The sequence below is a fragment of the Pseudomonas sp. SDO524_S393 genome, assembly GCF_054071875.1.
In genome coordinates, this window is the sequence record NZ_JBSVVZ010000061.1 from 18,391 (window position 1) to 41,607 (window position 23,217).

The following is a 23,217-nucleotide window of genomic DNA, read 5'->3' on the forward strand; positions in this document are numbered from 1 at the left end:
GGCAGACCGAGGTGAGTTCATCGCAGCGATGCGGCGGCCCGACAAGCCAGCTCCCACATTTTGATCTGTGAACACATTCAAAGGTGGGAGCTGGCTTGCCTGCGATGAGGCCCCGGCAGACAACACACCTTCCTGCTCATACAATGCCCGCTGCCTTGTAGGAGACATCCATGACCACCCGCCCCGCCGCCCCTCGCAAACCCCGCGCCCGCAGCCAGGCCCGGATAGACGCGATTCTCGACGCCGCCCGCACTTTGCTGGCTGCCGAAGGCGTGGCGAGTTTGTCGATTTACAGCGTGGCCGAGCGGGCAGAGATTCCGCCGTCGTCGGTGTACCACTTCTTCGCCAGTGTGCCGGCATTGCTGGAAGCCTTGACCGCTGACGTCCACGGCGCCTTCCGGGCGGCTATTCAAGCGCCTATCGATCATGAGTCACTCAAGCACTGGCGCGATCTATCCTGCATCGTCGAACAGCGCATGCTCACCATCTACGAGCAAGACGCCGCCGCCCGCCAGTTGATCCTGGCCCAGCACGGGTTGACCGAAGTGACCCAGGCGGATCGCCAGCATGACCTGGAGTTGGGAGATTTGATGTTGGCCGTGTTCAGCCGCCACTTCGAAGTGCCGACCTTGCCAAAAGAGGTGGATGTGTTTGCGTTGGCACTGGAGCTGAGTGACCGTGTCTACGCACGCTCGATACATCAGCACGGGCACATCACCGCGCGCATGGCCGAGGAAGGGATGCGGGTGTTTGATGCGTATGTGGGGCTCTACTTGCCAGCCTATTTGCCCAAACGGGCCTCATCGCAGGCAAGCCAGCTCCCACACTGACGGCATTCCAGGGTTAGAACGCGATCACTGTGGGAGCTGGCTTGCCTGCGATAGCGGCCTCAAGACCGACGCCAATCACAACTTGGCAATCGACACCTCGGTGGATTTCACGAACGCGATCACTTCGCTGCCGATCACCAGTTCCAGCTCTTTGACCGAGCGGGTGGTGATCACGGAAGTGACGATGCCGGACGCGGTCTGCACGTCGATTTCCGACAGCACGTCGCCTTCGACGATTTCCTTGATGGTGCCTTTGAATTGGTTACGTACGTTGATGGCTTTGATAGTCATGGTGTTCTTCCTTCGTGGGACGAGTGAGTTATTGAGCCCAACGCAATTGCGTAGGCAGCGGTGAAACAGGTTCGGGTTCCGGCGGCGAACCGGGCAACGACAACACGCGGTTCAGGACTTCAGCTTCCAGCGCCGCCAGGCGATGGGAGCCACGAGCTCTCGGGCGAGGCAGGTCGACCACCAGATCGAGGCCGATTTCGCCGTCTTCGATCAGGATCACGCGGTCAGCGATGGCCACGGCTTCGCTGACGTCATGGGTCACCAGCAACACGGTGAAACCGTGTTTCTGCCAAAGGTTTTCGATCAGTTGCTGCATTTCGATGCGGGTCAGGGCATCCAGCGCGCCCAGCGGTTCATCGAGCAACAGCAAGCGCGGTTGATGGATCAGCGCCCGGGCCAGGGCCACGCGCTGCTTCTGGCCGCCGGACAACGCGGCGGGCCATTCATTGGCGCGTTCGGCCAGGCCTACCGCCTCCAGCGCTTCGAGCGCCTTGGCACGCCAATCGCCCTTGAGTCCCAGGCCGACGTTGTCGATGATTTTTTTCCACGGCAGCAGGCGCGCTTCCTGGAACATCAACCGCGTATCTTCGATCGCCTCGCTCAGCGGCGCGGCACCGGCCAGCAACTCGCCGCTGCTGGCTTTGTCCAGGCCCGCCAACAGGCGCAACAAGGTACTTTTGCCGCAACCGCTGCGACCGACCACGGCCACGAACTGGCCTGCCGGAATGTGCAGGTCGATGTCCTTGAGCACTTCCCGCGCACCGAACGCCTTGCGCAACTTGCGCACGGCCAGCGGAATACCCTTGAGCAGGCGCGGAGGTTGTTGAGCCGTCATGCCGCACCTCCTTTCACTTGGTAAGCCGGATGCCAGCGCAGCCACACACGCTCCAGGCCGCGAGCCGCCAGGTCGGCGAGCTTGCCGAGAATGGCGTACATCACGATGGCCAGCACCACCACGTCGGTTTGCAGGAATTCACGGGCGTTCATCGCCAGATAGCCGATACCGGAGCTGGCCGAGATGGTTTCCGCCACGATCAGCGTCAGCCACATGAAACCCAGGGCAAAGCGCACACCCACCAGAATCGACGGCAGCGCGCCGGGCAGGATCACCTGACGGAACAGGCTGAAGCCGGACAATCCGTAGCTGCGCGACATTTCCACCAACGCCGGGTCGACGTTACGGATGCCGTGATACGTGTTGAGGTAGATCGGGAACAGCGTGCCGAGGGCGACCAGGAAAATCTTCGCCGTCTCGTCAATGCCGAACCACAGGATCACCAGCGGAATCAGCGCCAGGTGCGGCACGTTGCGGATCATCTGCACCGAACTGTCCAGCAGGCGCTCGCCCCACTTCGACAGGCCGGTGATAAAGCCCAGGGCCAGGCCAATGCTGCCGCCGATCACGAAACCCAGGCCCGCACGCCAGCCACTGATTGCCAGGTGCGTCCAGATTTCGCCGCTGGCGACCAGGTTGATACCGGCTTCGATCACGGCGCTGGGCGCCGGCAGAATACGGGTCGACAGCCAACCCGCCGACACCGACAACTGCCACACCGCCAACAGCAACAACGGCAGCACCCAGGGCGCTACGCGATGGCTCAGTTTCTGAACATTCATAAGGCCGCCTCAGCTCTGTGACGCAGCTTTGGGAAGGATATCGTTGGCGACCATCTCGCCGAACGGGCTCACGTATCCGGCGCTTTTCGGCAGCTCGGGACGTTCGATGTCCAAGTGCGGGAACAGCAGTTCGGCCACGCGATACGACTCCTCGAGGTGGGGGTAACCCGAGAAGATAAAGGTGTCGATGCCCAGGTCCGCGTACTCCTTGACCCGCGCCGCAACCGTTGGGCCATCGCCCACCAGCGCAGTACCCGCGCCGCCCCGCACCAGGCCGACACCGGCCCACAGATTGGGGCTGACTTCCAGATTGTCGCGGTTGCCGCCATGCAAGGCCGCCATGCGTTGCTGGCCCACGGAATCGAAGCGCGCCAGGGACGCCTGGGCACGGGCGATGGTGTCGTCATCCAGGTGGGAGATCAGTTTGTCGGCGGCTTTCCACGCCTCTTCGTTGGTTTCACGCACGATCACATGCAAGCGAATACCGAAGCGCACGGTGCGCCCGAGTTTTGCCGCCTTGGCGCGAACCTGTGCGATTTTTTCAGCGACGGCCGCCGGGGGCTCGCCCCAGGTCAACACCATTTCCACCTGCTCGGCTGCCAGGTCCTGGGCCGCTTCGGAGGAACCGCCGAAATACAGCGGCGGACGCGGTTGCTGAATCGGCGGGTACAGCAGCTTGGCGCCTTTGACGCTGATGTGCTGGCCGTCGTAATCCACCGTTTCGCCTTCCAGCACACGGCGCCAGATGCGGGTGAATTCCACCGAAGCCTGGTAGCGCTCTTCGTGGCTGAGGAACAGACCATCACCAGCCAATTCTTCCGGATCGCCGCCGGTGACCAGGTTGAACAACGCACGGCCACCGGACAGGCGATCCAGGGTCGCGGCCTGACGCGCGGCCACCGTCGGGGAAATGATCCCGGGGCGCAGGGCGACCAGGAATTTCAAACGCTGGGTCACCGGGATCAGCGAGGCGGCCACCAGCCATGAGTCTTCGCAGGAGCGACCGGTGGGAATAAGCACCCCGCCGAACCCCAGGCGGTCTGCCGCCTGGGCTACTTGTTGCAGGTAACCGTGGTCAACGGCGCGGGCGCCTTCGGCGGTGCCAAGGTAATGGCCGTCGCCGTGGGTAGGCAGGAACCAGAAAATATTGAGGCTCATGGAGTTGTCTCCTGAAGAAGTCGGATTACGGCGCTTTGGCCACGGCGGCGGGTGGCGTCCAGATCACGTCCTTGATGTTCAAGGGTTTGGGGATCAATTTGAGTTGATAGAAGCTGTCGGCGATTTTCTGTTGGGCGGCGACCACTTCCGGGGTCAGAAACAGCGCGCCGTAGCCCTGGCGCTTCACCGAAGTCAGGGTGATGTCAGCCGGCAGGCCGAGCAGTGGCGCTACCTGTTCAGTCACTTCCTGCGGGTTGGCCTTGGACCACTCGCCCACGGCGCGCACTTCTTCGATCAACGCCTTGACTACCTCGGGGTGTTTTTCGGCGTACGGTTTGGTCGCCAGGTAGAACTGATGGTTGTCGGCGATGCCGGTGCCGTCACGCAGGGTGCGGGCTTGCAGCTGTTTCTCGGCGGCGGCCTGGTACGGGTCCCAGATGACCCAGGCGTCCACGCTGCCACGTTCGAACGCGGCACGCGCATCGGCGGGCGGCAGGAACACGGTCTGCACGTCTGTGTATTTCAGGCCGGCATCTTCCAGCGCGCGCACCAGCAGGTAGTGCACGTTGGAGCCTTTGTTGAGCACGACTTTCTTGCCCTTGAGCTCGGCCACGGATTTGATCGGCGAGTCTTTGGGCACCAGGATCGCTTCACTGGTCGGTGCCGGTGGCTCGTAGGCCACGTAGAGCAGATCGGCACCGGCGGCCTGGGCGAACACCGGCGGGGTTTCGCCGGTGACGCCGAAGTCGATGGAGCCCACGTTCAGGCCCTCCAGCAACTGCGGACCGCCAGGGAACTCAGTCCACTGAACGTTGACGCCTTGGGCAGCCAAACGCTTTTCCAACGAGCCTTTGGCTTTGAGCAGCACCAGCGTGCCGTATTTCTGATAACCGATCCGCAGGGTTTCTGCGGCCTGGGCTTGAACCATGGCGCCGAAGGACACAGCCGCAGCAAACAGTGCGACCAGACCACGACGCAAGATGACAGTGCGCATGGCGCTCTCTCCAAAAATGCGATAAGGGGGGTTGGCTGCACCTGCTTGGCCGTTGGCGGCTGAGTAAGGTGAGTACTTCTGTAGTTCGGTGTGGCTTAAATGCTCCAGCGAGCACTCAACAAACGTTCATTCAACACATTGGGGTCCAGCGGTTTCGGGCGACGGGCCATGGCGCTGTAAAACGTCTCCAGGGCCTCGTGCAAACGGTGTTCGAGTACAGGCACCAACTGGGCCTGGGCACTGCCTTCGCCATAGGCGATCTGGCTGTCTTCGGCAAAGATGCCGTGGAGCAATTCCTGGGCTTTGAGCGCCGACAACACGGGCTTCAAGGCATAGTCCACCGCCAGCATGTGGGCGATGCTGCCGCCAGTGGCCATTGGCAACACGATCTTGTGCGCCAGGGCCCGTTCGGGCAGCAGGTCCAGCACGGTTTTCAAGGCGCCGGAAAACGAGGCCTTGTACACCGGTGTAGCGATCACCAGGCCATCGGCGTTGGCCACTTGCTGCAACAGGTCGATGACCTTGGGGCTGTCGAAGCGTGCGTGCAACAAGTCTTCCGCCGGGAAGTCCCGTATCTGGTAACTCACCACCTCCACACCTTTGTCCTGCAACCATTGACGGGTTTTCTCCAGCAAGACCCCGGAGCGGGAACGCTGACTGGGACTGCCTCCAAGTGTTACGACCAACATGCGGGAATTCCTTGAGCGGGTGCCGGCGGTTCGCTGTGTGACGATGGCGCCAAGATGGAACAGACCTTATCAGCTGATTCATATATCTATAAATCTTATTTTTTCATTTGTTTATTCTTTAAATGAATATGCAACCCATCAAAACGCGAGCGAAAAAAAAGGCCGTGAAAACGGCCTGAAAACCCCTGCTATGTGAGACTTGAAATGCAGGCACCTGTGGGAGCGGGCTTGCTCGCGAAAGCGGTGTGTCATGAAAAGAGGCATCAACTGACAGTCTGCATTCGCGAGCAAGCCCGCTCCCACATTGGGTCCTGCGTTAACGATTCGGTTGTGGGGTGAGCCGCAGGTACGGCTTCACCGCGCGGTAGCCTTTCGGAAAGCGTTTCTTGATTTCTTCCTCATCCTTGAGCGACGGCACGATCACCACCTCATCACCGTCCACCCAGTTGGCGGGCGTGGCGACCTTGTGGTTGTCGGTCAGTTGCAGCGAGTCGATGACCCGCAGGATTTCATGGAAGTTGCGCCCCGTGCTGGCCGGGTAGGTGATGGTCAGGCGAATCTTCTTGTTCGGGTCGATCACGAACAAGGAACGCACGGTAAGGGTGTCACTGGCGTTCGGGTGGATCAGGTCATACAGGTCGGAGACCTTGCGATCGGCATCGGCCAGGATCGGAAAGTTGACGACGGTGTTCTGGGTTTCGTTGATGTCCTCGATCCACTTGTGGTGGGAGTCCACCGGGTCGACCGACAGGGCAATCGCCTTGACGCCGCGCCGGGCGAATTCGTCCTTGAGTTTGGCGGTAAAGCCCAGCTCGGTGGTGCACACCGGGGTGAAGTCCGCCGGGTGGGAAAACAACACCCCCCAGCTGTCGCCCAGCCATTCGTGGAAACGGATCTTGCCGGCGCTGGAATCCTGTTCGAAGTCGGGGGCGATATCGCCCAGTCTTAGGCACATGGTGTGGCTCCTGGTGAGTGCTTATAGCGCCTACTGTGCAGGGTTTCTGAGTTATTTAAAAAGAATAAATATCGATTTATCTAGACGATAAGTGAATATTAAAAATGTGTTCATTGGACGCGGCAACGGACGAGGCGCACCATGGGTTCCAAGGTTCGAGAAGGCCTTGAGACGCTGTAAAAGAGGGGTTCAGGAAGGGCTTGCGGGGGTTGAGCCCGACTTGAAACGCAAGACACCTTGCCCGGCATTGCGCCGGGCAAGGCTTTACAGTCTTACAACAGCGGGATCGAGTAGCTGACGATCAAGCGGTTTTCGTCCTGGGAACGGGTGTTCGCCAGGTCGGTGCGCCACATCGCGTTTTTCCACGCGAAGCCGAGGTTTTTCAGCGGACCTTCCGGCACAACGTAGGCCAGGGTCAGGTCGCGTTCCCACTCGGTTTTTTCGCCAACGATGGTGTCGATGTTGTCGCCACGCAGGTAAACCACGCCAGCCGTCAGGCCAGGTACGCCGACCTTGGCGAAGTCGTAGGCGTAGCGAGCTTGCCAGGTACGCTCGCCGGCACGGGCGAACTTCTGGATCTGCATGTCGGTGATGGTGCTGTTCGACGAGCCGTCACCCTGGTTCAGCCAAGGGAAGTCACTGTCACCCTTGGTGTACTGGTAGCCAGCGCCGAAGGTGTGACCGTTGACCGAGTACAGCGCCAGGTAGCTGTACAGATCGTTGTCGACCTTACCCTTGACCTTGGTGGCGTTGGTCGGATGGTCGGAGTAGTAACCGGTGGTGTAGTAGCCAGCGGTATCACCGTTGGCGCCGTTGTCACGGCTGCGGTAGTAACGCAGGTCACTCTTCAGGACGCCAGGACCGATTGCCCAGTTGTGCACCAGGCCCAGGAAGTTCTGCTCGTAGAAGTCCTTCAGCTCGCCGTAGTAGTACGAAGCGGTCAGGTCTTTGGTGATTTTGTAATCAGCACCGGCGTAGTAGAACTTGTTGACGAAGTTACCGGCGTTGTAGTTCGAGCTACCGTTGGCGCCAGCCAGCGACAGGCCTTCGTTGTTGCTGGAGTTACGCCCTTTGGCGTGCTCGATCTGACCGGCAGTCAGGGTCAGGTCCTTGATCTCGCCGGAAGTGATCTGGCCACCCTGGAAGGTTTGCGGCAGCAGACGACCGTCGTTGGTCTTGATGACCGGGTTGTTTGGCTGCAGGGTGCCGATTTTCAGCTCGGTCTGGGAGATCTTGACCTTGCCGGTCACGCCCAGGCTGGCGAAATCATGAACAGCCTTGTTGCCATCGCTTGGGAAGATGGTGCCGCCCGAAGCAGTACCACTGTAGTTGCCGTGATCTGCGCGGCTGGAGTCCAGGCGCACGCCGTACAGGCCGATCGCGTCAACACCGAACTGAACGGTACCTTGGGTGTAACCCGAGATGAAACGCAGATCGAAGCCTTGGCCCCATTCAGCGTTCTTGTTACGAGTGGTGGCGCCAGGCGCACCATCGCGGTTGTCGGTGTTGATGTAAAAGTTACGCAGCCCCAGTGTTGCCTTGCTGTCTTCGATGAAACCGGCGGAGTTTGCCTGTTGGGCAATCGCAGCGACAGCCACGGCCAACGCCAATGTTGACTTCTTCATGTACCGCTCCTCTCATTTCTAATTTTTGTATTTCTTTGGTCGCGGGTCTGACGCCCTTGATCCACAGATGCGCGATTAGCGCCAGATAGTGAATACCAAGTCAATCGTAACCTTGTGTGTCTACTACCTTCGTCTAACCGCTGTTGATTTGGTCCCTGCAGGGTAATGAGTTTTTCATACACCCAAAAAGAATTATTTCATTCTTTTTCATACGATCCAGGAATAAGTCTTTCCATGGCACGGGCCGAACAGCATAGACAACCCGCTCCATAAGCTAATGCCCAAATGGTATTTACTCGCCTGTTTTTAGATCGATTAGTGTGACCGTACTGTTGCATACGTCACTCACGATCAAAAAGGCGACGCCATCATGGCCAAACGCACATCCTCTCGTCAATTTGTTACAGTTTTTGTGTCACTAATACTTTCTTTTGGTGTCCAAGCGGCCGGCCTCACCGTGGGCTACCAAACCGGCATCGACCCCAGCAAAGTCCCACAGGCAGACGGCCTCTACGAGAAAACCCTCGGCGAAACGATCAACTGGCGCCGATTCAACAGCGGGCCAGAAGTCGTCACCGCTATCGCCTCGGGCGATGTGCAGATCGGCAACCTGGGGTCCAGCCCTCTCGCCGCAGCCGCTTCGCGCAACCTGCCGATCGTGGCGTTTATCGTATCGGCACAGATCAACGCATCTGAAGCGCTGGTGGTGCGCAACGGCAGCGGCATCGATAAACCCGCCGACCTGGTCGGCAAAACCATCGCTACCCCCTTCGTCTCAACCTCTCATTACAGCCTGCTCGGCGCCTTGAAGCACTGGGGCCTGGACACCCGGCAAGTCAAAGTGGTGAACCTGCAACCCGCCGAAATTGCCGCCGCATGGAAACGGGGCGACATCGACGGCGCCTTCGTGTGGTCGCCGGCACTCGGCGAAATTCGCAAGACCGGCAAAACCCTGACAGACGCGGCCCAGGTGGGCCAGTGGGGCGCACCCACCTTTGAAGTGTGGGTGGCGCGCAAGGATTTCGCGGAAAAACATCCTGACGTAGTGGCCAGGTTTGCCAAGGTCACCCTGGATTCGTTCGCCGACTATGCAGCCCATAAAGATAGCTGGACGGTGGATTCCGAGCCGGTGCAGAAAATCGCCAAATTGACAGGCTCGAACGCAGCCGACATTCCCGAGCTGCTGTCCGGCACGACCTTTCCGGATGCACAGGCACAGCAGACCGATGCCCTGCTCAAAGGCGGCACGGCGAAGGCGATTGGGGAAACGGCGAAATTCTTGAAGGAACAGGGGAAGGTTGAAACGGTGTTGCCGGACTATTCGGCGTTCGTGACCGACAAATTTATCGGCCATTAGCAGATCCAGTGTGGGAGAGGGCTTGCTCGCGAAGACATCGTGTCAGTCAATATAAGGCTGATTGATACACCGCCTTCGCGAGCAAGCCCGCTCCCACATTCAGAGCTGCTGTATTTTCAATCTCCGACTTTACAGGGCCTTTTCGAAAATCTTCGAATTGCGCTGATAGTTGTACAGCGACGCCCGCGCCGCAGGCAGTCGATCCACGCTGCTCGGCGCAAAACCGCGCTCACGGAACCAATGGGCCGTACGCGTGGTGAGCACGAACAAAGTCTTCAAGCCCTGCGCCCGTGCACGGCTTTCGATGCGCTCCAGCAACTCGTCCCCGCGGCCACCGTGGCGGTATTCCGGGTTCACCGCCAGGCACGCCAGCTCACCCGCGTCCGAATCCGCAATCTGATACAGCGCTGCACAGGCGATGATCATGCCTTCGCGCTCCACCACACTGAACTGCTCGATCTCGCGTTCCAGCACTTCCCGCGAACGCCGCACCAGAATCCCTTGCTCCTCCAGCGGGCTGATCAAGTCAAGCAAACCGCCCACGTCTTCAATCGCCGCTTCACGCACCAGCTCGAATTGTTCCTGGGCCACCAGCGTGCCGCCGCCGTCCCGGGTAAACAATTCGGTGAGCAAGGCACCGTCTTCGGCGTAGCTGACGATATGACTGCGCCCTACACCACCCCGGCAGGCCTCGGCAGCCGCATCGAGCAACTCGGCCTGGTAATTGCTGCCCAGGCGCTGCAAGTGGGCCGGTACTTGTTGCGGACGCAGCTCGCGAACCAGGCGACCGTTTTCGTCGATCAGCCCCAGGTCGGCACCGAACAGCAACAACTTGTCGGCGCCCAGGTCGATGGCGGCGCGGGTCGCGACGTCTTCACAGGCCAGGTTGAAGATTTCACCGGTCGGCGAATAGCCCAACGGCGACAGCAGCACAATGGAGCGCTCATCCAGCAGACGGTTGATGCCCTTGCGATCGACCCGGCGCACTTCGCCGGTGTGGTGGTAATCCACCCCTTCCAGCACGCCGATGGGCCGCGCGGTTACCAGGTTGCCGCTGGCGACACGCAAGCGCGAGCCCTGCATCGGCGACGAGGCCATGTCCATGGACAGGCGCGCTTCAATGGCAATACGCAGGTGGCCGACCGCGTCGATCACACACTCCAGGGTCGCGGCATCGGTGATGCGCAAACCTTCGTGGTAAGCCGGGGTCAGGCCGCGCGCTTCAAGGCGCGCTTCGATCTGTGGACGCGAGCCGTGCACCAGCACCAATCGCACGCCGAGGCTGTGGAGCAGCACCAGGTCGTGGACGATATTGCCGAAGTTGGGATGTTCCACACCGTCGCCGGGCAGCATGACCACGAAGGTGCAGTCCCGGTGAGCGTTGATGTAGGGCGAAGCGTGACGAAGCCAATTGACGTATTCGGGCATGAACCTGGGCCTGTAATAAAAAGCAGCCAAAAAGAATGAATCGTTAAAACGCACAGCGGGCTGATGGTTATCGTCGGAACAGGCTTGGCGACACGCTCGCTCTCCTTCTATGTACGAATGGGCTGGGGTTAATTTATGCGGGCTTCAGGCAGTAATGCTCGATCAGTTCCCGCAATAGACGCACTGTAGGCGTCAAGCGTGACATTTCGAGGTATTCGCCCGGCTGGTGGGCACACGCGATATCGCCCGGGCCCAGCACCAGGGTTTCGCACCCAAGGCGCTGAAGATAAGGCGCTTCGGTGCCGAACGCTACTGCTTCGGCACGATGGCCGGTCAATCGTTCCGCGACCCGCACCAACTCGGCGTCTTCCGCTTGTTCGAACGGCGGCACTTCAGGAAACAGCGGCGCGTAATCGATCGTCACCTGATGGCGCTCGGCCACAGGTTGCAGCTTCTGGCGGATGGCGTCGCGCAGCACCTGAGGGTCCATGCCCGGCAAAGGCCGCAGGTCGAACTCCAGGGAGCACTGACCGCAGATGCGGTTGGGGTTGTCGCCACCATGGATGCAGCCGAAATTCAGGGTCGGCTGCGGCACACTGAATTGCGGGTTGCGGTATTCGCGTTGCCAGGCCAGGCGCAGGCCACGCAGTTCGCCGATGGCATCGTGCATGGCCTCCAGGGCGCTGTGCCCTAGGCGCGGGTCCGACGAGTGGCCGCTTTGGCCAAGAATGTCGATACGCTCCATCATCACGCCTTTGTGCAGTCGGATCGGCTTGAGGCCCGTCGGCTCGCCGATCACCGCCGCACGGCCCAGTGGGCGTCCGGCTTCGGCCAGCGCCCGGGCGCCGGCCATGGAGCTTTCTTCGTCGCACGTGGCGAGGATCAGCAAGGGTTGCTTGAACGGTTGGTCCAGCAATGGCAACACGGCCTCAATGGCCAAGGCGAAAAAACCCTTCATGTCGCAACTGCCCAACCCTACCCAACGGCCGTCAACTTCCGTCAGCTTGAGCGGATCGGTTTTCCACAGCGCCGCATCGTAAGGAACGGTGTCGCTATGGCCCGACAGCACCAGGCCACCAGGTCCCGTGCCATACGTGGCCAACAGGTTGAATTTGCCAGGGCTGACCTGCTGGATATCGATGGCGAACCCCAGATCCCCCAGCCAACCGGCCAGCAGGTCGATCACGGGGCGATTGGTCTGGTCGAGAGACGCCTGGGTGCAACTGACCGACGGCGCGGCAATCAGCGCGGCGAACTGCTCTTTCATGGTGGGTAATGGCATGCGCGGTCTCTCAACTTCCCGGATGAAGCCCACTATAGAGCCATCTGTACGACACAATAAACCGTTGCGGCGCGTTGCCGGGCTCAGTCCTGTACACTGCACGGCCTTGGCAGCCACTCTTTTCCCCGGCTGCGCTCCCGATCCTGGATTTTCCGGCCATGCAGAAAGAAACCGAAATCAAGCTCCGCGTCAGCCGCGAAACACTCGCCGCGCTGCGTGAGCACCCGTTACTGAAAAAACGCAACAAAAGTGGCTGGGAACGCCGTGAGTTGATGAACCAGTATTTCGACACTCCCGAGCGCGAACTGGCCCAGGCCAAAGTCGCCCTGCGCTTGCGCAAGGACGGTGACGCCATCATCCAGACCCTCAAGACCCGAGGCCAGAGCGTCGCCGGCCTGTCGGAACGCAACGAGTACAACTGGGACCTGCCCAAAGCCAAGCTCGACGTGAAAAAACTCGACGGCGAATGTTGGCCCGAGCAGTTGGCCGAACTGGACAAAAAGACCCTCAAGCCGATCTTCACCACCGACTTCGTGCGTGAACGCGCCGAAATCGCCTGGGGCCGTGGCAAGGCCAAAGTGGTGATCGAAGCCGCCCTGGACCTGGGCCATGTGGTCGTCGGCAAGCAGAAGGAAGAAATCTGCGAGCTGGAACTGGAACTGCGCGAAGGCGAACCGGCCGCCCTGCTGGAACTGGCCGCCGAATTGGCCGAAACCCTGGCGCTGATGCCCTGCGATATCAGCAAGGCCGAACGCGGCTATCGCCTGTACGACGCCAGCAGCTATTCCCTGAGCCTGCCCGCGCCGCAACTGCACGCCGAAATGCCCCTGGACGATGCCTTCGCCGCGATCCTGTGGCACCTGCTGGGCAGCAGCCAGCGCCTGGCCGAGCAATACCGCTTCAATGGCCACTGGCGCCTGCTGCAAGACTGGGTCGACAACCTCGGCGAACTGCGCGCCCTGATCGGCAGCCTGGGCCAGGCCGCACCGCGTCAAGCCACCCGTGAACTGCGCAGCGCACTGGATGCATTGCTGGAAGACTGGCGCCCGCTGGTACAGGCTGGCGACGACGATGAAGACATTCGCAAAGCCGCGCCGGAACAGTTCATCGAAGAACTGGACGACGTGCGTTGGGGCCTGTTCTCACTCAACGCATCGCGCTGGCTGCTGGCTCGCACCTGGACCGTTGACCGCAACGTGCGGGGTAACCGTCAGGGCGCGGCGCAGATCACCAACTGGCTGCCGCGCCTCTTGGCCGAAGACGCCGTCGCCCTGCAACTGCCGCGCTACCAACAACAGCCGGAAGACCTGGCCGAGCAGCTGCCGCGCATCGAGCGCATCCAGGCCTGGCTGCACCACGCCCGTCACGTGGTGGACATACCGGAGCTGGACCGCTTGTACGGCGAGTTGAACAAGCTGGCGCAACTGGCCCACCAACCGATCACCGATGAATCGCTGGATGCGCGGATGCAGCAGGCGATTGCGGTGTTTCAGAACCGCGCCTGGAAAACTTTGCTGCGCCTGTAAAATCGCTATCGCGGGCAAGCCCGGCTCCCACAGGGGAATGCATTCCAAATGTGGGAGCCGGGCTTGCCCGCGATGAGACCATCCCTGTCAGCGCAATACTGGCAGGCTGGTGGTGGACTTGATCTCCGACAAGGCCACAATCGAATTGACCTCCTGAATCCCCGGCACCATCGACAGTTTTTCGAAGAAAAACCGCTCATAGGCCTCGATGTCCGAGGTGACGATGCGCAGCAGAAAATCCACCGCCCCCATCAGCACATAACACTCCAGCACTTCCGGAAAGCCGCGAATCGCCTCGGTGAATTCCGTGAAGTTGGAACGACCGTGGGCGTTGAGTTTGACCTCGGCGAAAATCTGCGTATTAAGGCCGATCTTCTTGCGGTCCAGCAGTGTGACCTGACCCCGGATGACGCCCTCCTCCTTGAGCCGTTGAATCCGTCGCCAGCACGGCGATTGGGACAAGCCCACCTGTTCAGCGATCTGCGCGCTGGAGAGGGATGCGTCCTCTTGCAGAAGCGCCAGGATGCGACGGTCATAGACGTCCAGCTCGCTGTGCATATAAATACCTTCTAGGCAGCTAATTTTGAATTGAACAAGTCTATAAATAGGAAAAACAGCTCATCTTAGATAAGAAATCTCCCGAGACGAATGTAAAAATTTCGCCCATCAACTCAGGAGACTTCCCATGCAGGCCGTCGAAACCGACCACAGCGTTACCCGCGTCGACGCGTGGGCCGTCAACAGCGCCCATTGTCAGGCGCATTACCGGATCGTCGCCGAGGCAGAACCTGATGTGCTGTGCCGGGTGCTCAACCATTTCGCGCTGCAGTTTCTAATGCCTCGACAGGTCAAGGTGGACAGAGAAGATGATCTGCTCAACATCGAGATCATGGTGGATGGCCTGAGCTGGCACCGGGCCCAAGTGATTGGCGAAAAGATTCGAAACCTGATCAGCGTCTGCGCCCTGGACATATGGCCGGCCGATTCCGTGCGGCCCTCACCGATGATGGCAGCCGCCCGGTAAAAACCTGACATACACGCTGGCAGGAAGATTCATGCAGCCTGGCTAGCCTGGGGTTACGCCCAATGCCCCCAGGAACACCACGAATGTCAGTTGATCAACGATTGGACCTCCATCAGTTGTTACCCGCTCTGGCCAAGGACGGGTTGATCACTGGGGATTTGGCGAAACGCGTGCTGGCGCAACCGATCGATAACAGCCAGCATCCATTGGAGTGTATTGCCGCGCAGGGGTCGTGCCTGGAAACCCTCACCCAATGGCTTGCCCGGCTGGCCGGGCAACCTTACTTGCGTATCGACCCGTTGAAGATCGACGTGGCGGCCGTGGTGCCGCTGATGTCCCATGCCTTTGCTCAGCGTCACGCCATTCTCGCGGTCGCCGTGGATGCGCAGACCGTGACTGTCGCCAGTGCCCAGCCCCATGTCACGGGTTGGGAGACCGGGCTGGCACAGGTGCTCAAACGGTCGATCAAGCGCGTGGTGGCCAACCCCCAGGATATCCGGCGCTGTACCGGTGAGTTTTACCGGTTGGCGAAATCGGTCAGCGGCGCAGATCAGAAAACCGCCGGCACGGGTGCAATCGAACAGTTGCTCAACCTCGGCGCCAGCGACGAAGAGCCGGACGCCAACGACGCGCACATCGTCAATATCGTCGACTGGCTGTTGCAGTACGCCTTCAGCCAACGGGCGAGCGACATCCATTTGGAGCCGTGTCGCGACCAGGGCCGCGTACGCTTTCGCATCGATGGGCTGCTGCATGACGTCTATCAATTCCCGCCGCAGGTTATTTTGGCGGTGGTCAGCCGCCTGAAGAGCCTGGGGCGCATGAACGTGGCGGAAAAGCGCAAACCCCAGGACGGTCGGGTCAAGACCAAAAGTCCGACGGGGGCGGAAGTCGAACTGCGACTTTCGACCTTACCCACGGCCTTTGGCGAAAAACTGGTGATGCGGATTTTCGACCCACAGGTGTTGCTCAAGGACTTCGACCAGTTGGGCCTTTCCCCCGAGGACCAACAACGCTGGCACGCCCTGACAGGCCAGACCAACGGCATCATCCTGGTCACAGGTCCGACCGGCTCGGGCAAGACCAGCACCCTCTACACCACGCTCAAGCAACTGGCGACCCGAGAGGTCAACCTGTGCACGGTGGAAGACCCGATCGAGATGGTCGAACCGGCGTTCAACCAGATGCAGGTGCAACACAATATCGACCTGACCTTCGCCAGCGGCATTCGCGCCCTGCTGCGTCAGGACCCGGACATCATCATGATCGGCGAGATTCGCGACCAGGAAACCGCCGAAATGGCGATCCAGGCTGCGCTGACCGGGCACCTCGTATTGTCGACGCTGCACACCAATGACGCCCCCAGTGCTATCAGCCGCTTACTGGAGTTGGGCGTTGCGCATTACTTGATCAAGGCCACGCTGTTGGGCGTGATGGCACAACGTCTGGTACGGGTGCTGTGCCCCCATTGCAAACGCACGGAAAGCGGCACCCACGAGGCAGCAGGCTGCGCCGAATGTCGGAACAGCGGCTACCGGGGGCGCGCCGGCGTCTATGAAATCATGGTGCTGGACGATGACCTCAAGGCGCTGATCACACCCGGCACCGACGTGCAGGCCCTGCGCCACGCGGCCACCGCACGGGGTATGTGCAGCCTGCGGATGGCTGCCATGCACAAGGTGAAGGCCGGCCAGACCACGATGACCGAGGTATTGCGTGTCACGCCCGGGGATCCTGAAACAAATCCTTTGATTGTTGCCGGGTGAAACCGTCCTTATCGCTGGCAACACCGTTACAATCGGCGACAACACCGTTTCACCGACATCATCAGATAGGGAATCGCTATGCAGATCGGAACCGTACTGCTTCTTTTCGTGGGCCTGGCTATCGCCATCCTGTTCATGGGCTTCAAGGTGGTGCCCCAGGGCTACCAATGGACGGTCGAGCGCTTCGGCCGCTACACCAACACCCTCAAGCCCGGCCTGAACATCATCATCCCGGTCATGGACCGCATCGGTCGCAAGATCAACGTGATGGAAAGCGTGCTCGACATCCCGCCCCAGGAAGTCATCACCGCCGACAACGCCACCGTGCAGATCGACGCGGTGTGCTTCTTCCAGGTGGTCAATACGGCCCAGGCGGCCTATGAGGTCAACAACCTCGAACATGCGATCCGCAACCTGCTGCAAACCAACATCCGGACCGTGCTCGGCTCCATGGAACTGGACGCCATGCTCAGCCAGCGTGACGGCATCAACGAAAAACTGTTGAAAACCGTGGACGAAGCCACCGCGCCGTGGGGCATCAAGATCACTCGTATCGAAATCAAGGACATCAGCCCGCCTGCGGACTTGATGGCCGCGATGTCGGGCCAGATGAAGGCCGAGCGGATCAAGCGTGCCCAGATCCTTGAAGCCGAAGGTCTGCGGGCGTCGGCGATCCTGACCGCCGAAGGCAAGAAGCAGGCGCAGATTCTCGAAGCCGAGGGTAGCCGCCAGGCCGCGTTCCTTGAGTCCGAAGCCCGCGAGCGCCAGGCCGAAGCGGAAGCGCGTGCCACGCAGGTGGTGTCCGAAGCGATCGCGTCAGGCAACGTGCAGGCGGTCAATTACTTTGTCGCACAAAAATATGTCGACGCGTTGGGCAAGCTGGCCTCCGCCAACAACAGCAAGGTCATTCTGATGCCGCTGGAAGCCAGCCAGGTGATCGGTGCCGTCGGGGGTATCGGCGAAATCGTCAGGGCAACATTCGACAACAAGAAAGGCTGAGGCCGCCGCCATGTGGGACTTCCTGCAGCATCTGTCGTTCTGGGACTGGCTGGCACTGGGCACGGTGCTATTGATCCTCGAAGTTTTTGGCGCCGGCGGTTACCTGTTGTGGATGGGTATCGCCGCAGCGGCCGTGGGCGTGATCAAGTTTCTGGTCCCGCCACTCGGGCTGGAATGGCAACTGCTGCTGTTCGCGGTGCTGTCGATACTGACCGCGGTTTACTGGTGGAAACGCCAGCGCAGCAGTGCCAAGACCAGCGATCAGCCAGGGTTGAATGAGCGAGGGTCAGAACTGATAGGCCGCACCTTTGTGGTGCATCAAGCCATCATTGAGGGGCGCGGCAAGATCAAAGTCGGCGATGGCGTCTGGATGGTCACCGGCCCCGACAGCGCGGTAGGCGCTCAAGTACGGGTGGTTGGCCAGGAAGGCGTGGTTTTAAAGGTTGAAACTGTTTAGTCAATGATGGAACTCGGCCGGGCTTACTACAATCATAAAGTACAGATAACCCACCCGGAGTCACCCATCATGCGTCTTAAATATGCTGTCGCAACCCTTGCTGTGCTTTCCCTCCCTGTCGGTTCAGCCATGGCCGACAGTTTCTGGCGCAATGTCATCTCATCGGGCGCCACCACCGGCTCGACATACCTGACGTTCAAGGACCACAAACTGGTGGTTGCCGCTCAAGACGACGCCGGCAGCTTCGTTGCCAGCGACGGCGGCATCCGTGGCCCATACCTGGAAGCCGCCATGCAGAAGGTCCGCGCCGACAACCCTGGCTTGCAAGCCACGGACATGGAACTGGCCAACGCCATCCTCGCGAAAAACGCTGTTACCGAGTGAGTCCATCACTCTGAAGAATGCCGCTGATGAAGCGGCATTTTTTTGCCCGCAAGGTAACGATTCATTTACAGGCGACAGGCTATATTCAGTCAGCCCATGCAACCATGTCAGCACTGATACGTCTCTCACTCATCGCCAATCTGAAACGGATGCCTTCGTCGTCATGAGCCAACAGCCCTTCCTGCCGTTCTCCAAACCTACCATCGACGAAGCCACCATTTCGGCGGTCGGCGATGTACTGCGCTCGGGCTGGATCACCAGCGGGCCGAAAGTGCAGGCGTTCGAAGCCCAGTTGTCTGAGTACTTTGGCGGTCGGCCAGTGCGTACCTTCAATTCGGGCACCTGCACCATGGAAATCGCCTTGCGCATCGCCGGTATCGGGCCAGGTGACGAAGTCATCACCACCCCCATCTCTTGGGTTGCCACCGCCAACGTGATTCTGGAAGTGGGCGCCACACCGGTATTTGCCGACATCGACCCGATTACCCGCAACATCGACCTGGCGCAGGTCGAAGCCGCGATCACCCCGCGCACCAAGGCGATCATCCCGGTTTACCTCGCCGGCCTGCCCCTGGACATGCCGATGCTGTATGCCCTGGCCAACAAGTACAACCTGCGTATTGTCGAAGATGCCGCCCAGGCCCTGGGTTCCAGCTGGGATGGCGAACGCATTGGCGCCACGGGCGACTTCGTGTCGTTCAGCTTCCAGGCGAACAAGAACATCACCTCGTCCGAGGGCGGTTGTCTGGTGCTGAACAACGCCGAGGAGGCACGCCTGGCCGAGAAGTACCGCCTGCAAGGTGTCACTCGCAGCGGTTACGACGGGCTGGACGTGGACGTGCTGGGCGGCAAGTTCAACATGACCGACATTGCCGCCGCCATCGGCCTGGGACAATTTGCCCATATCGAGAAAATCACCGCGCACCGCCAGCACCTGGCGCGGCACTATTTCAAATGTTTCGGCGCTGACTTCGAGGCGCAATACGGCGCCCAACTGCCGCCGGCAGACTTCGAAAACAGCAACTGGCACCTGTTTCAGCTGGTATTGCCGGAGCGTCAGGACGGCCTGCCGGCGCGCGCCACCTTCATGGAGCAGATGCAGGCCCATGGCATCGGAATTGGCTATCACTACCCGCCGATCCACCTGCTGAGCCTGTATCGGGCGCAGGGGTTCAAAGAAGGCATGTTCCCGGTGGCAGAGAAAGTCGGGCGTTTGATCGTGTCGTTGTCGATGTTCACGGCGATGACAGAGGCGGATGTGGAGCGGTCGGTGGCAGCCGTGAAAGCGGTACTGGCAGCAGGCTGAAAAATCCGGCTCACCGCAAGCAACTGTGGGAGCTGACTCGCCTGCGATGGCATCACTGCGGTGTAACTGATACACCGAGGTGCCTGCATCGCAGGCAAGCCAGCTCCCACACTGATCTGTATTGTTTCAGCTACCTGTATCTACTCGCCGATAGCGGCTTTGTAGCCGGCGGCATCCAGCAACTTGGCCAGGTCTGCGTCCGCATTGCTTGGCTTGAGCTTGAAGATCCAGGACTCGTAAGGGGTTTCGTTCAACGATTCCGGGCTGTCGGCCAGTTCTTCGTTGACCTTGATGACTTCACCGGCTACCGGCGAATAGATGTCCGAAGCGGCTTTCACCGACTCCACGACGCCAGCAGTGTCACCCGCAGCGAAGACTTTGCCCACTTCCGCCAACTCGACAAACACCACATCACCCAACGCTTCCTGGGCGTGGTCGGAGATCCCGACAGTCACGGTGCCGTCAGCTTCCAGACGGGCCCATTCGTGGCTTTCGGCAAAACGCAGGTCGGCAGGGATATCGCTCATAGTCTGTGTCCTCAAGAAGTAATGTCAGCGGCCTTGGGCCTGCCGGAAATAGGTTAGATCAAGGTTTTGCCATAGCGCACGAAGGTCGGCTTGACCACTCGAACCGGGTACCACTTGCCGCGGATTTCCACTTCGGCCCGATCGGCAGTCGCCGTCGGTACTCGCGCCAGGGCAATGGATTTGCTCAACGTAGGAGAGAAACTACCACTGGTGATCTCTCCTTCGCCAACATTGGCGATACGAACCACCTGATGAGCGCGTAAAACCCCGCGCTCTTCCAGTACCAGCCCCACCAGTTTGGATTGCACACCGCCCGCTTTTTCGGCCTCGAGCGCAGCACGCCCGATGAACGTGCGTTCGGTCGGCTCCCACGCAATGGTCCAGGCCATATTGGCGGCCAGCGGCGAAACATCCTGGTGAATATCCTGGCCGTACAGGTTCATGCCGGCTTCCAGGCGCAAGGTATCCCGGGCGCCCAGACCGATGGGTGAAATACCGGCCCCCACCAGGTCGTTGAAAAAGGCCGGTGCCTGATCGGCAGGCAGCACGATTTCCAGGCCATCTTCGCCGGTGTAGCCGGTACGGGCGATAAACCAGTCGCCATCGGCCAGGCCTTCAAACGGCTTGAGCTGATGGATCAAGGCCGCGCGAGATTGGGACACCAGCTCGGCAATCTTCTGCCGTGCATGGGGGCCTTGGATAGCGAGCATGGCCAGCTCGGGCCTCTCCTGCAGCTGCACCGCGTAGTTGCCCGACTGCGCCTGCATCCAGGCCATGTCCTGGTCACGGGTGGCGGCATTGACCACCAACCGATAACCGGTCTGGGTGCGATAGACGATCATGTCGTCCACCACACCGCCCTGCTCGTTGAGCATGGCGCTGTACAACGCACGGCCGCAGCCGTGCAAACGATCGACGTCATTGGCCAGCAGATACTGGAGCCACTCCTTGGCCTGAAGGCCTGTGACATCGATCACGGTCATGTGAGATACATCGAACACCCCGCAATCGCGTCGCACCTGATGGTGTTCTTCGACTTGCGAGCCGTAGTGCAGAGGCATATCCCAACCGCCAAAATCGACCATTTTCGCGCCGAGGGCGAGATGCAGGTCATACAGAGGCGTACGCTGTCCCATGGGTTTCTCCTTCCGGGCTTGGCGAAGGTGCGGCAGGTTGCCTTTCATGCTGAACACCTTGGATTACAAGGCTTGCAGCCATGTCCAGCGTCCCGACCCGAAAGACGGACCGCACCGAATGCCGCGCATTGTAGCCGCAAGCCGTAGGACTGGCACCTAACCGATTGGCCGCGCGGAGCGTCGAATGAGCCCGATGACCGGCAACAGGCCCACCAGCACCAGGGTCAACGCCGGCAAAGAAGCCCGCGCCCACTCGCCTTCGCTGGTCATCTCGAAAATGCGTACCGCCAGGGTGTCCCAGCCAAACGGGCGCATCAGCAAAGTAGCGGGCATCTCCTTGAGCACATCGACGAACACCAAGAGCGCGGCGCTCAATGTCCCGGGCAGCAACAGAGGCAGATACACTTTGCAAAACAGTCGTGGCCCGCTCACACCCAGGCTGCGTGCGGCTTCAGGCAATGAAGGACGGATTCGCGCCAGGCTGTTTTCCAGCGGTCCGTAGGCCACCGCCAGAAAACGCACCAGATAGGCCAGCACCAGCGCCGACAGGCTGCCCAGCAGCAACGGCTTGCCCGCGCCACCCAGCCACCCCGACAGCGGCACCACCCACTGGCGGTCCAGGTAGCTGAAGGCCAACATGATCGACACCGCCAGCACCGAACCTGGCAAGGCATAGCCGACGTTCGCCAGGCTGATGCCGGAGCGGATCGCCCGGGTCGGTGCGAGGCGATTGGCGAACGCCAGCACCAGCGCCACGCTCACCGTGATCAGGGCAGCAATGCCACCCAGGTAGAGGGTGTGGGCGATCAGGCCCGAATAGCGCTCATCCAGGTCGAAGCGGCCGCGCTGCCAGAACCACACGACCAGTTGCAGCATGGGAATCACAAAGGCGCAAGCGAACACCAGGCCGCACCAGAAGCTGGCCGCGGCCCCCTTGAGCCCGCTCAGGTGGTACAGCGCCTTGCCCCGCGGCCGTTCGTTGCTCGCTCGACTGGCACCCCGGGCCCGCCGTTCGCCGTACAGCACCACCATTACCACCAGCAGCAACAGGCTGGCCAATTGCGCTGCGCTCGACAGGCTGAAAAAGCCGTACCAGGTCTTGTAGATGGCCGTGGTGAAGGTGTCGAAGTTGAACACCGAAACCGCCCCGAAATCCGCCAGGGTCTCCATCAGCGCCAAGGCCACACCGGCGCCGATCGCAGGCCGCGCCATGGGCAGGGCCACACGCCAGAACGCCTGCCACGGCGACTGTCCCAGCACCCGCGCGGCCTCCATCAAACCTTTGCCCTGGGCCAGGAACGCAGTGCGCGCCAGCAGATAAACGTAGGGATAGAACACCAGCACCAACACGATGATCACGCCGCCGGTGGAGCGCACGCGAGGTAACCTCACACCACTGCCGAACCATTCACGCAGTGCCGTTTGCACGGGGCCCGCGAAGTCCAGCAGCCCCACGAACACAAATGCCAGCACATAGGCCGGAATCGCGAAGGGCAACATCAACGCCCAATCGAGCCAGCGCCGGCCAGGGAACTCGCAGAGGCTGGTCAGCCAGGCCAGGCTGACGCCCAGCAAGGTCACGCCCATGCCGACACCCAGCACCAGCGTCAGGGTATTGCCCAGCAGCCGGGGCATCTGGGTGTCCCAGAGGTGGGACCAGATTTGCGCATCGATGCTTTGCCAGGACAGCAGCAGCACGCTCAGCGACAGTAATACCAGGGCGGCGACGCTGAAGACCGGCAGGTACCAGCGGCGTTGGGCGGGGTGGGCCAAAGGTGATTCTCAGTGGATGAATATTTTGAAGTCACCGCGAATCAATGTGGGAGCTGGCTTGCCTGCGATACAGGCACCTCGGTGTATCAGTGA

23 protein-coding genes are annotated in these 23,217 nt (G+C 60.6%); 9 read left to right on the forward strand and 14 right to left on the reverse strand.

Going from position 1 to position 23,217, the window contains the following annotated elements:
* Positions 1 to 170 precede the first annotated feature (170 nt).
* A complete protein-coding gene (locus ACW9IB_RS22895) occupies positions 171 to 830 on the forward strand; it encodes a TetR/AcrR family transcriptional regulator (RefSeq protein WP_457415627.1) in 660 nt (219 codons plus the stop codon).
* Positions 831 to 905: 75 nt separating this feature from the next.
* On the opposite strand, the gene ACW9IB_RS22900 is transcribed toward ACW9IB_RS22895, so the two are convergent.
* The 8 genes from ACW9IB_RS22900 to ACW9IB_RS22935 form a co-directional block, all read right to left on the reverse strand.
* Positions 906 to 1,121 carry a TOBE domain-containing protein gene (locus tag ACW9IB_RS22900; RefSeq protein WP_003213899.1) on the reverse strand — a complete coding sequence of 72 codons (216 nt, stop codon included), beginning with the start codon at positions 1,119 to 1,121 and terminating at the stop codon, positions 906 to 908.
* Positions 1,122 to 1,149: 28 nt separating this feature from the next.
* Entirely contained in the window at positions 1,150 to 1,956 is an 807-nt protein-coding gene (gene ssuB, locus ACW9IB_RS22905; RefSeq protein ID WP_457415628.1) for an aliphatic sulfonates ABC transporter ATP-binding protein, read from the reverse strand.
* Entirely contained in the window at positions 1,953 to 2,738 is a 786-nt protein-coding gene (gene ssuC / locus ACW9IB_RS22910; protein ID WP_457368610.1) for an aliphatic sulfonate ABC transporter permease SsuC, read from the reverse strand. Before ssuC ends, ssuB begins: the two co-directional genes overlap by 4 nt.
* Before the next feature lie 9 nt (positions 2,739 to 2,747).
* Positions 2,748 to 3,896 (reverse strand): FMNH2-dependent alkanesulfonate monooxygenase, encoded by a 1,149-nt coding sequence (gene ssuD, locus ACW9IB_RS22915; RefSeq protein WP_457415629.1) that lies wholly within the window; start codon positions 3,894 to 3,896, stop codon positions 2,748 to 2,750.
* Between the two features lie 25 nt (positions 3,897 to 3,921).
* Entirely contained in the window at positions 3,922 to 4,890 is a 969-nt protein-coding gene (locus tag ACW9IB_RS22920) for a sulfonate ABC transporter substrate-binding protein (protein ID WP_457368612.1), read from the reverse strand.
* A gap of 95 nt (positions 4,891 to 4,985) precedes the next feature.
* Positions 4,986 to 5,579: an NADPH-dependent FMN reductase gene (gene ssuE / locus ACW9IB_RS22925; protein WP_457368613.1), complete on the reverse strand. Its 594-nt coding sequence runs from the start codon at positions 5,577 to 5,579 to the stop codon at positions 4,986 to 4,988.
* 316 nt (positions 5,580 to 5,895) lie between these two features.
* The gene (locus tag ACW9IB_RS22930) at positions 5,896 to 6,534 is read right to left on the reverse strand and encodes a peroxiredoxin (RefSeq protein ID WP_457415630.1); all 639 of its coding nucleotides are present in this window, start codon (positions 6,532 to 6,534) and stop codon (positions 5,896 to 5,898) included.
* A gap of 272 nt (positions 6,535 to 6,806) precedes the next feature.
* A complete protein-coding gene (locus ACW9IB_RS22935; RefSeq protein WP_457415631.1) occupies positions 6,807 to 8,159 on the reverse strand; it encodes an OprD family porin in 1,353 nt (450 codons plus the stop codon).
* A 370-nt stretch (positions 8,160 to 8,529) separates the two neighbouring features.
* Here ACW9IB_RS22935 and tauA point away from each other — a divergent pair, with 370 nt between their 5' ends.
* Entirely contained in the window at positions 8,530 to 9,516 is a 987-nt protein-coding gene (gene tauA, locus ACW9IB_RS22940; RefSeq protein ID WP_457415632.1) for a taurine ABC transporter substrate-binding protein, read from the forward strand.
* Positions 9,517 to 9,645: 129 nt separating this feature from the next.
* On the opposite strand, the gene argA is transcribed toward tauA, so the two are convergent.
* Positions 9,646 to 10,944: an amino-acid N-acetyltransferase gene (argA, locus tag ACW9IB_RS22945; RefSeq protein WP_457368618.1), complete on the reverse strand. Its 1,299-nt coding sequence runs from the start codon at positions 10,942 to 10,944 to the stop codon at positions 9,646 to 9,648.
* Between the two features lie 133 nt (positions 10,945 to 11,077).
* Positions 11,078 to 12,226, reverse strand: a complete 1,149-nt coding sequence (argE, locus tag ACW9IB_RS22950; RefSeq protein WP_457368619.1) for an acetylornithine deacetylase — start codon at positions 12,224 to 12,226, stop codon at positions 11,078 to 11,080.
* A gap of 158 nt (positions 12,227 to 12,384) precedes the next feature.
* Between argE and ACW9IB_RS22955 the strand changes: the two genes are divergently transcribed.
* A complete protein-coding gene (locus ACW9IB_RS22955) occupies positions 12,385 to 13,752 on the forward strand; it encodes a CYTH domain-containing protein (RefSeq protein ID WP_457368620.1) in 1,368 nt (455 codons plus the stop codon).
* An 87-nt stretch (positions 13,753 to 13,839) separates the two neighbouring features.
* On the opposite strand, the gene ACW9IB_RS22960 is transcribed toward ACW9IB_RS22955, so the two are convergent.
* On the reverse strand, positions 13,840 to 14,310 hold the full coding sequence (locus tag ACW9IB_RS22960) for an Lrp/AsnC family transcriptional regulator (RefSeq protein WP_010167872.1): 471 nt from the start codon (positions 14,308 to 14,310) through the stop codon (positions 13,840 to 13,842).
* Between the two features lie 127 nt (positions 14,311 to 14,437).
* On the opposite strand from ACW9IB_RS22960, the gene ACW9IB_RS22965 reads away from it, so the two are divergent.
* The 6 genes from ACW9IB_RS22965 (at position 14,438) to ACW9IB_RS22990 (ending at position 19,688) form a co-directional block, all read left to right on the forward strand.
* Entirely contained in the window at positions 14,438 to 14,776 is a 339-nt protein-coding gene (locus tag ACW9IB_RS22965) for a hypothetical protein (RefSeq protein ID WP_457415633.1), read from the forward strand.
* Between the two features lie 83 nt (positions 14,777 to 14,859).
* Positions 14,860 to 16,542: a GspE/PulE family protein gene (locus ACW9IB_RS22970; RefSeq protein ID WP_457415634.1), complete on the forward strand. Its 1,683-nt coding sequence runs from the start codon at positions 14,860 to 14,862 to the stop codon at positions 16,540 to 16,542.
* A 78-nt stretch (positions 16,543 to 16,620) separates the two neighbouring features.
* The gene (locus ACW9IB_RS22975; protein ID WP_457369220.1) at positions 16,621 to 17,541 is read left to right on the forward strand and encodes an SPFH domain-containing protein; all 921 of its coding nucleotides are present in this window, start codon (positions 16,621 to 16,623) and stop codon (positions 17,539 to 17,541) included.
* Between the two features lie 10 nt (positions 17,542 to 17,551).
* Positions 17,552 to 17,998 carry an NfeD family protein gene (locus ACW9IB_RS22980; RefSeq protein WP_457369219.1) on the forward strand — a complete coding sequence of 149 codons (447 nt, stop codon included), beginning with the start codon at positions 17,552 to 17,554 and terminating at the stop codon, positions 17,996 to 17,998.
* Between the two features lie 69 nt (positions 17,999 to 18,067).
* Positions 18,068 to 18,382 (forward strand): DUF2388 domain-containing protein, encoded by a 315-nt coding sequence (locus ACW9IB_RS22985; RefSeq protein WP_003176799.1) that lies wholly within the window; start codon positions 18,068 to 18,070, stop codon positions 18,380 to 18,382.
* A 163-nt stretch (positions 18,383 to 18,545) separates the two neighbouring features.
* Entirely contained in the window at positions 18,546 to 19,688 is a 1,143-nt protein-coding gene (locus tag ACW9IB_RS22990) for a DegT/DnrJ/EryC1/StrS family aminotransferase (RefSeq protein ID WP_457415635.1), read from the forward strand.
* A 140-nt stretch (positions 19,689 to 19,828) separates the two neighbouring features.
* Here the strand turns inward: ACW9IB_RS22990 and gcvH are convergent, their stop codons facing one another.
* The 3 genes from gcvH to ACW9IB_RS23005 all read right to left on the reverse strand — a co-directional run bounded on the left by gcvH (position 19,829) and on the right by ACW9IB_RS23005 (position 23,124).
* On the reverse strand, positions 19,829 to 20,215 hold the full coding sequence (gcvH, locus tag ACW9IB_RS22995) for a glycine cleavage system protein GcvH (RefSeq protein ID WP_457415636.1): 387 nt from the start codon (positions 20,213 to 20,215) through the stop codon (positions 19,829 to 19,831).
* Between the two features lie 53 nt (positions 20,216 to 20,268).
* Positions 20,269 to 21,351, reverse strand: coding sequence for a glycine cleavage system aminomethyltransferase GcvT (gene gcvT, locus ACW9IB_RS23000; protein ID WP_457415637.1), 1,083 nt, complete (start codon positions 21,349 to 21,351; stop codon positions 20,269 to 20,271).
* Positions 21,352 to 21,507: 156 nt separating this feature from the next.
* Entirely contained in the window at positions 21,508 to 23,124 is a 1,617-nt protein-coding gene (locus ACW9IB_RS23005) for an ABC transporter permease (protein WP_457415638.1), read from the reverse strand.
* Between the last annotated feature and the right edge of the window lie 93 nt (positions 23,125 to 23,217).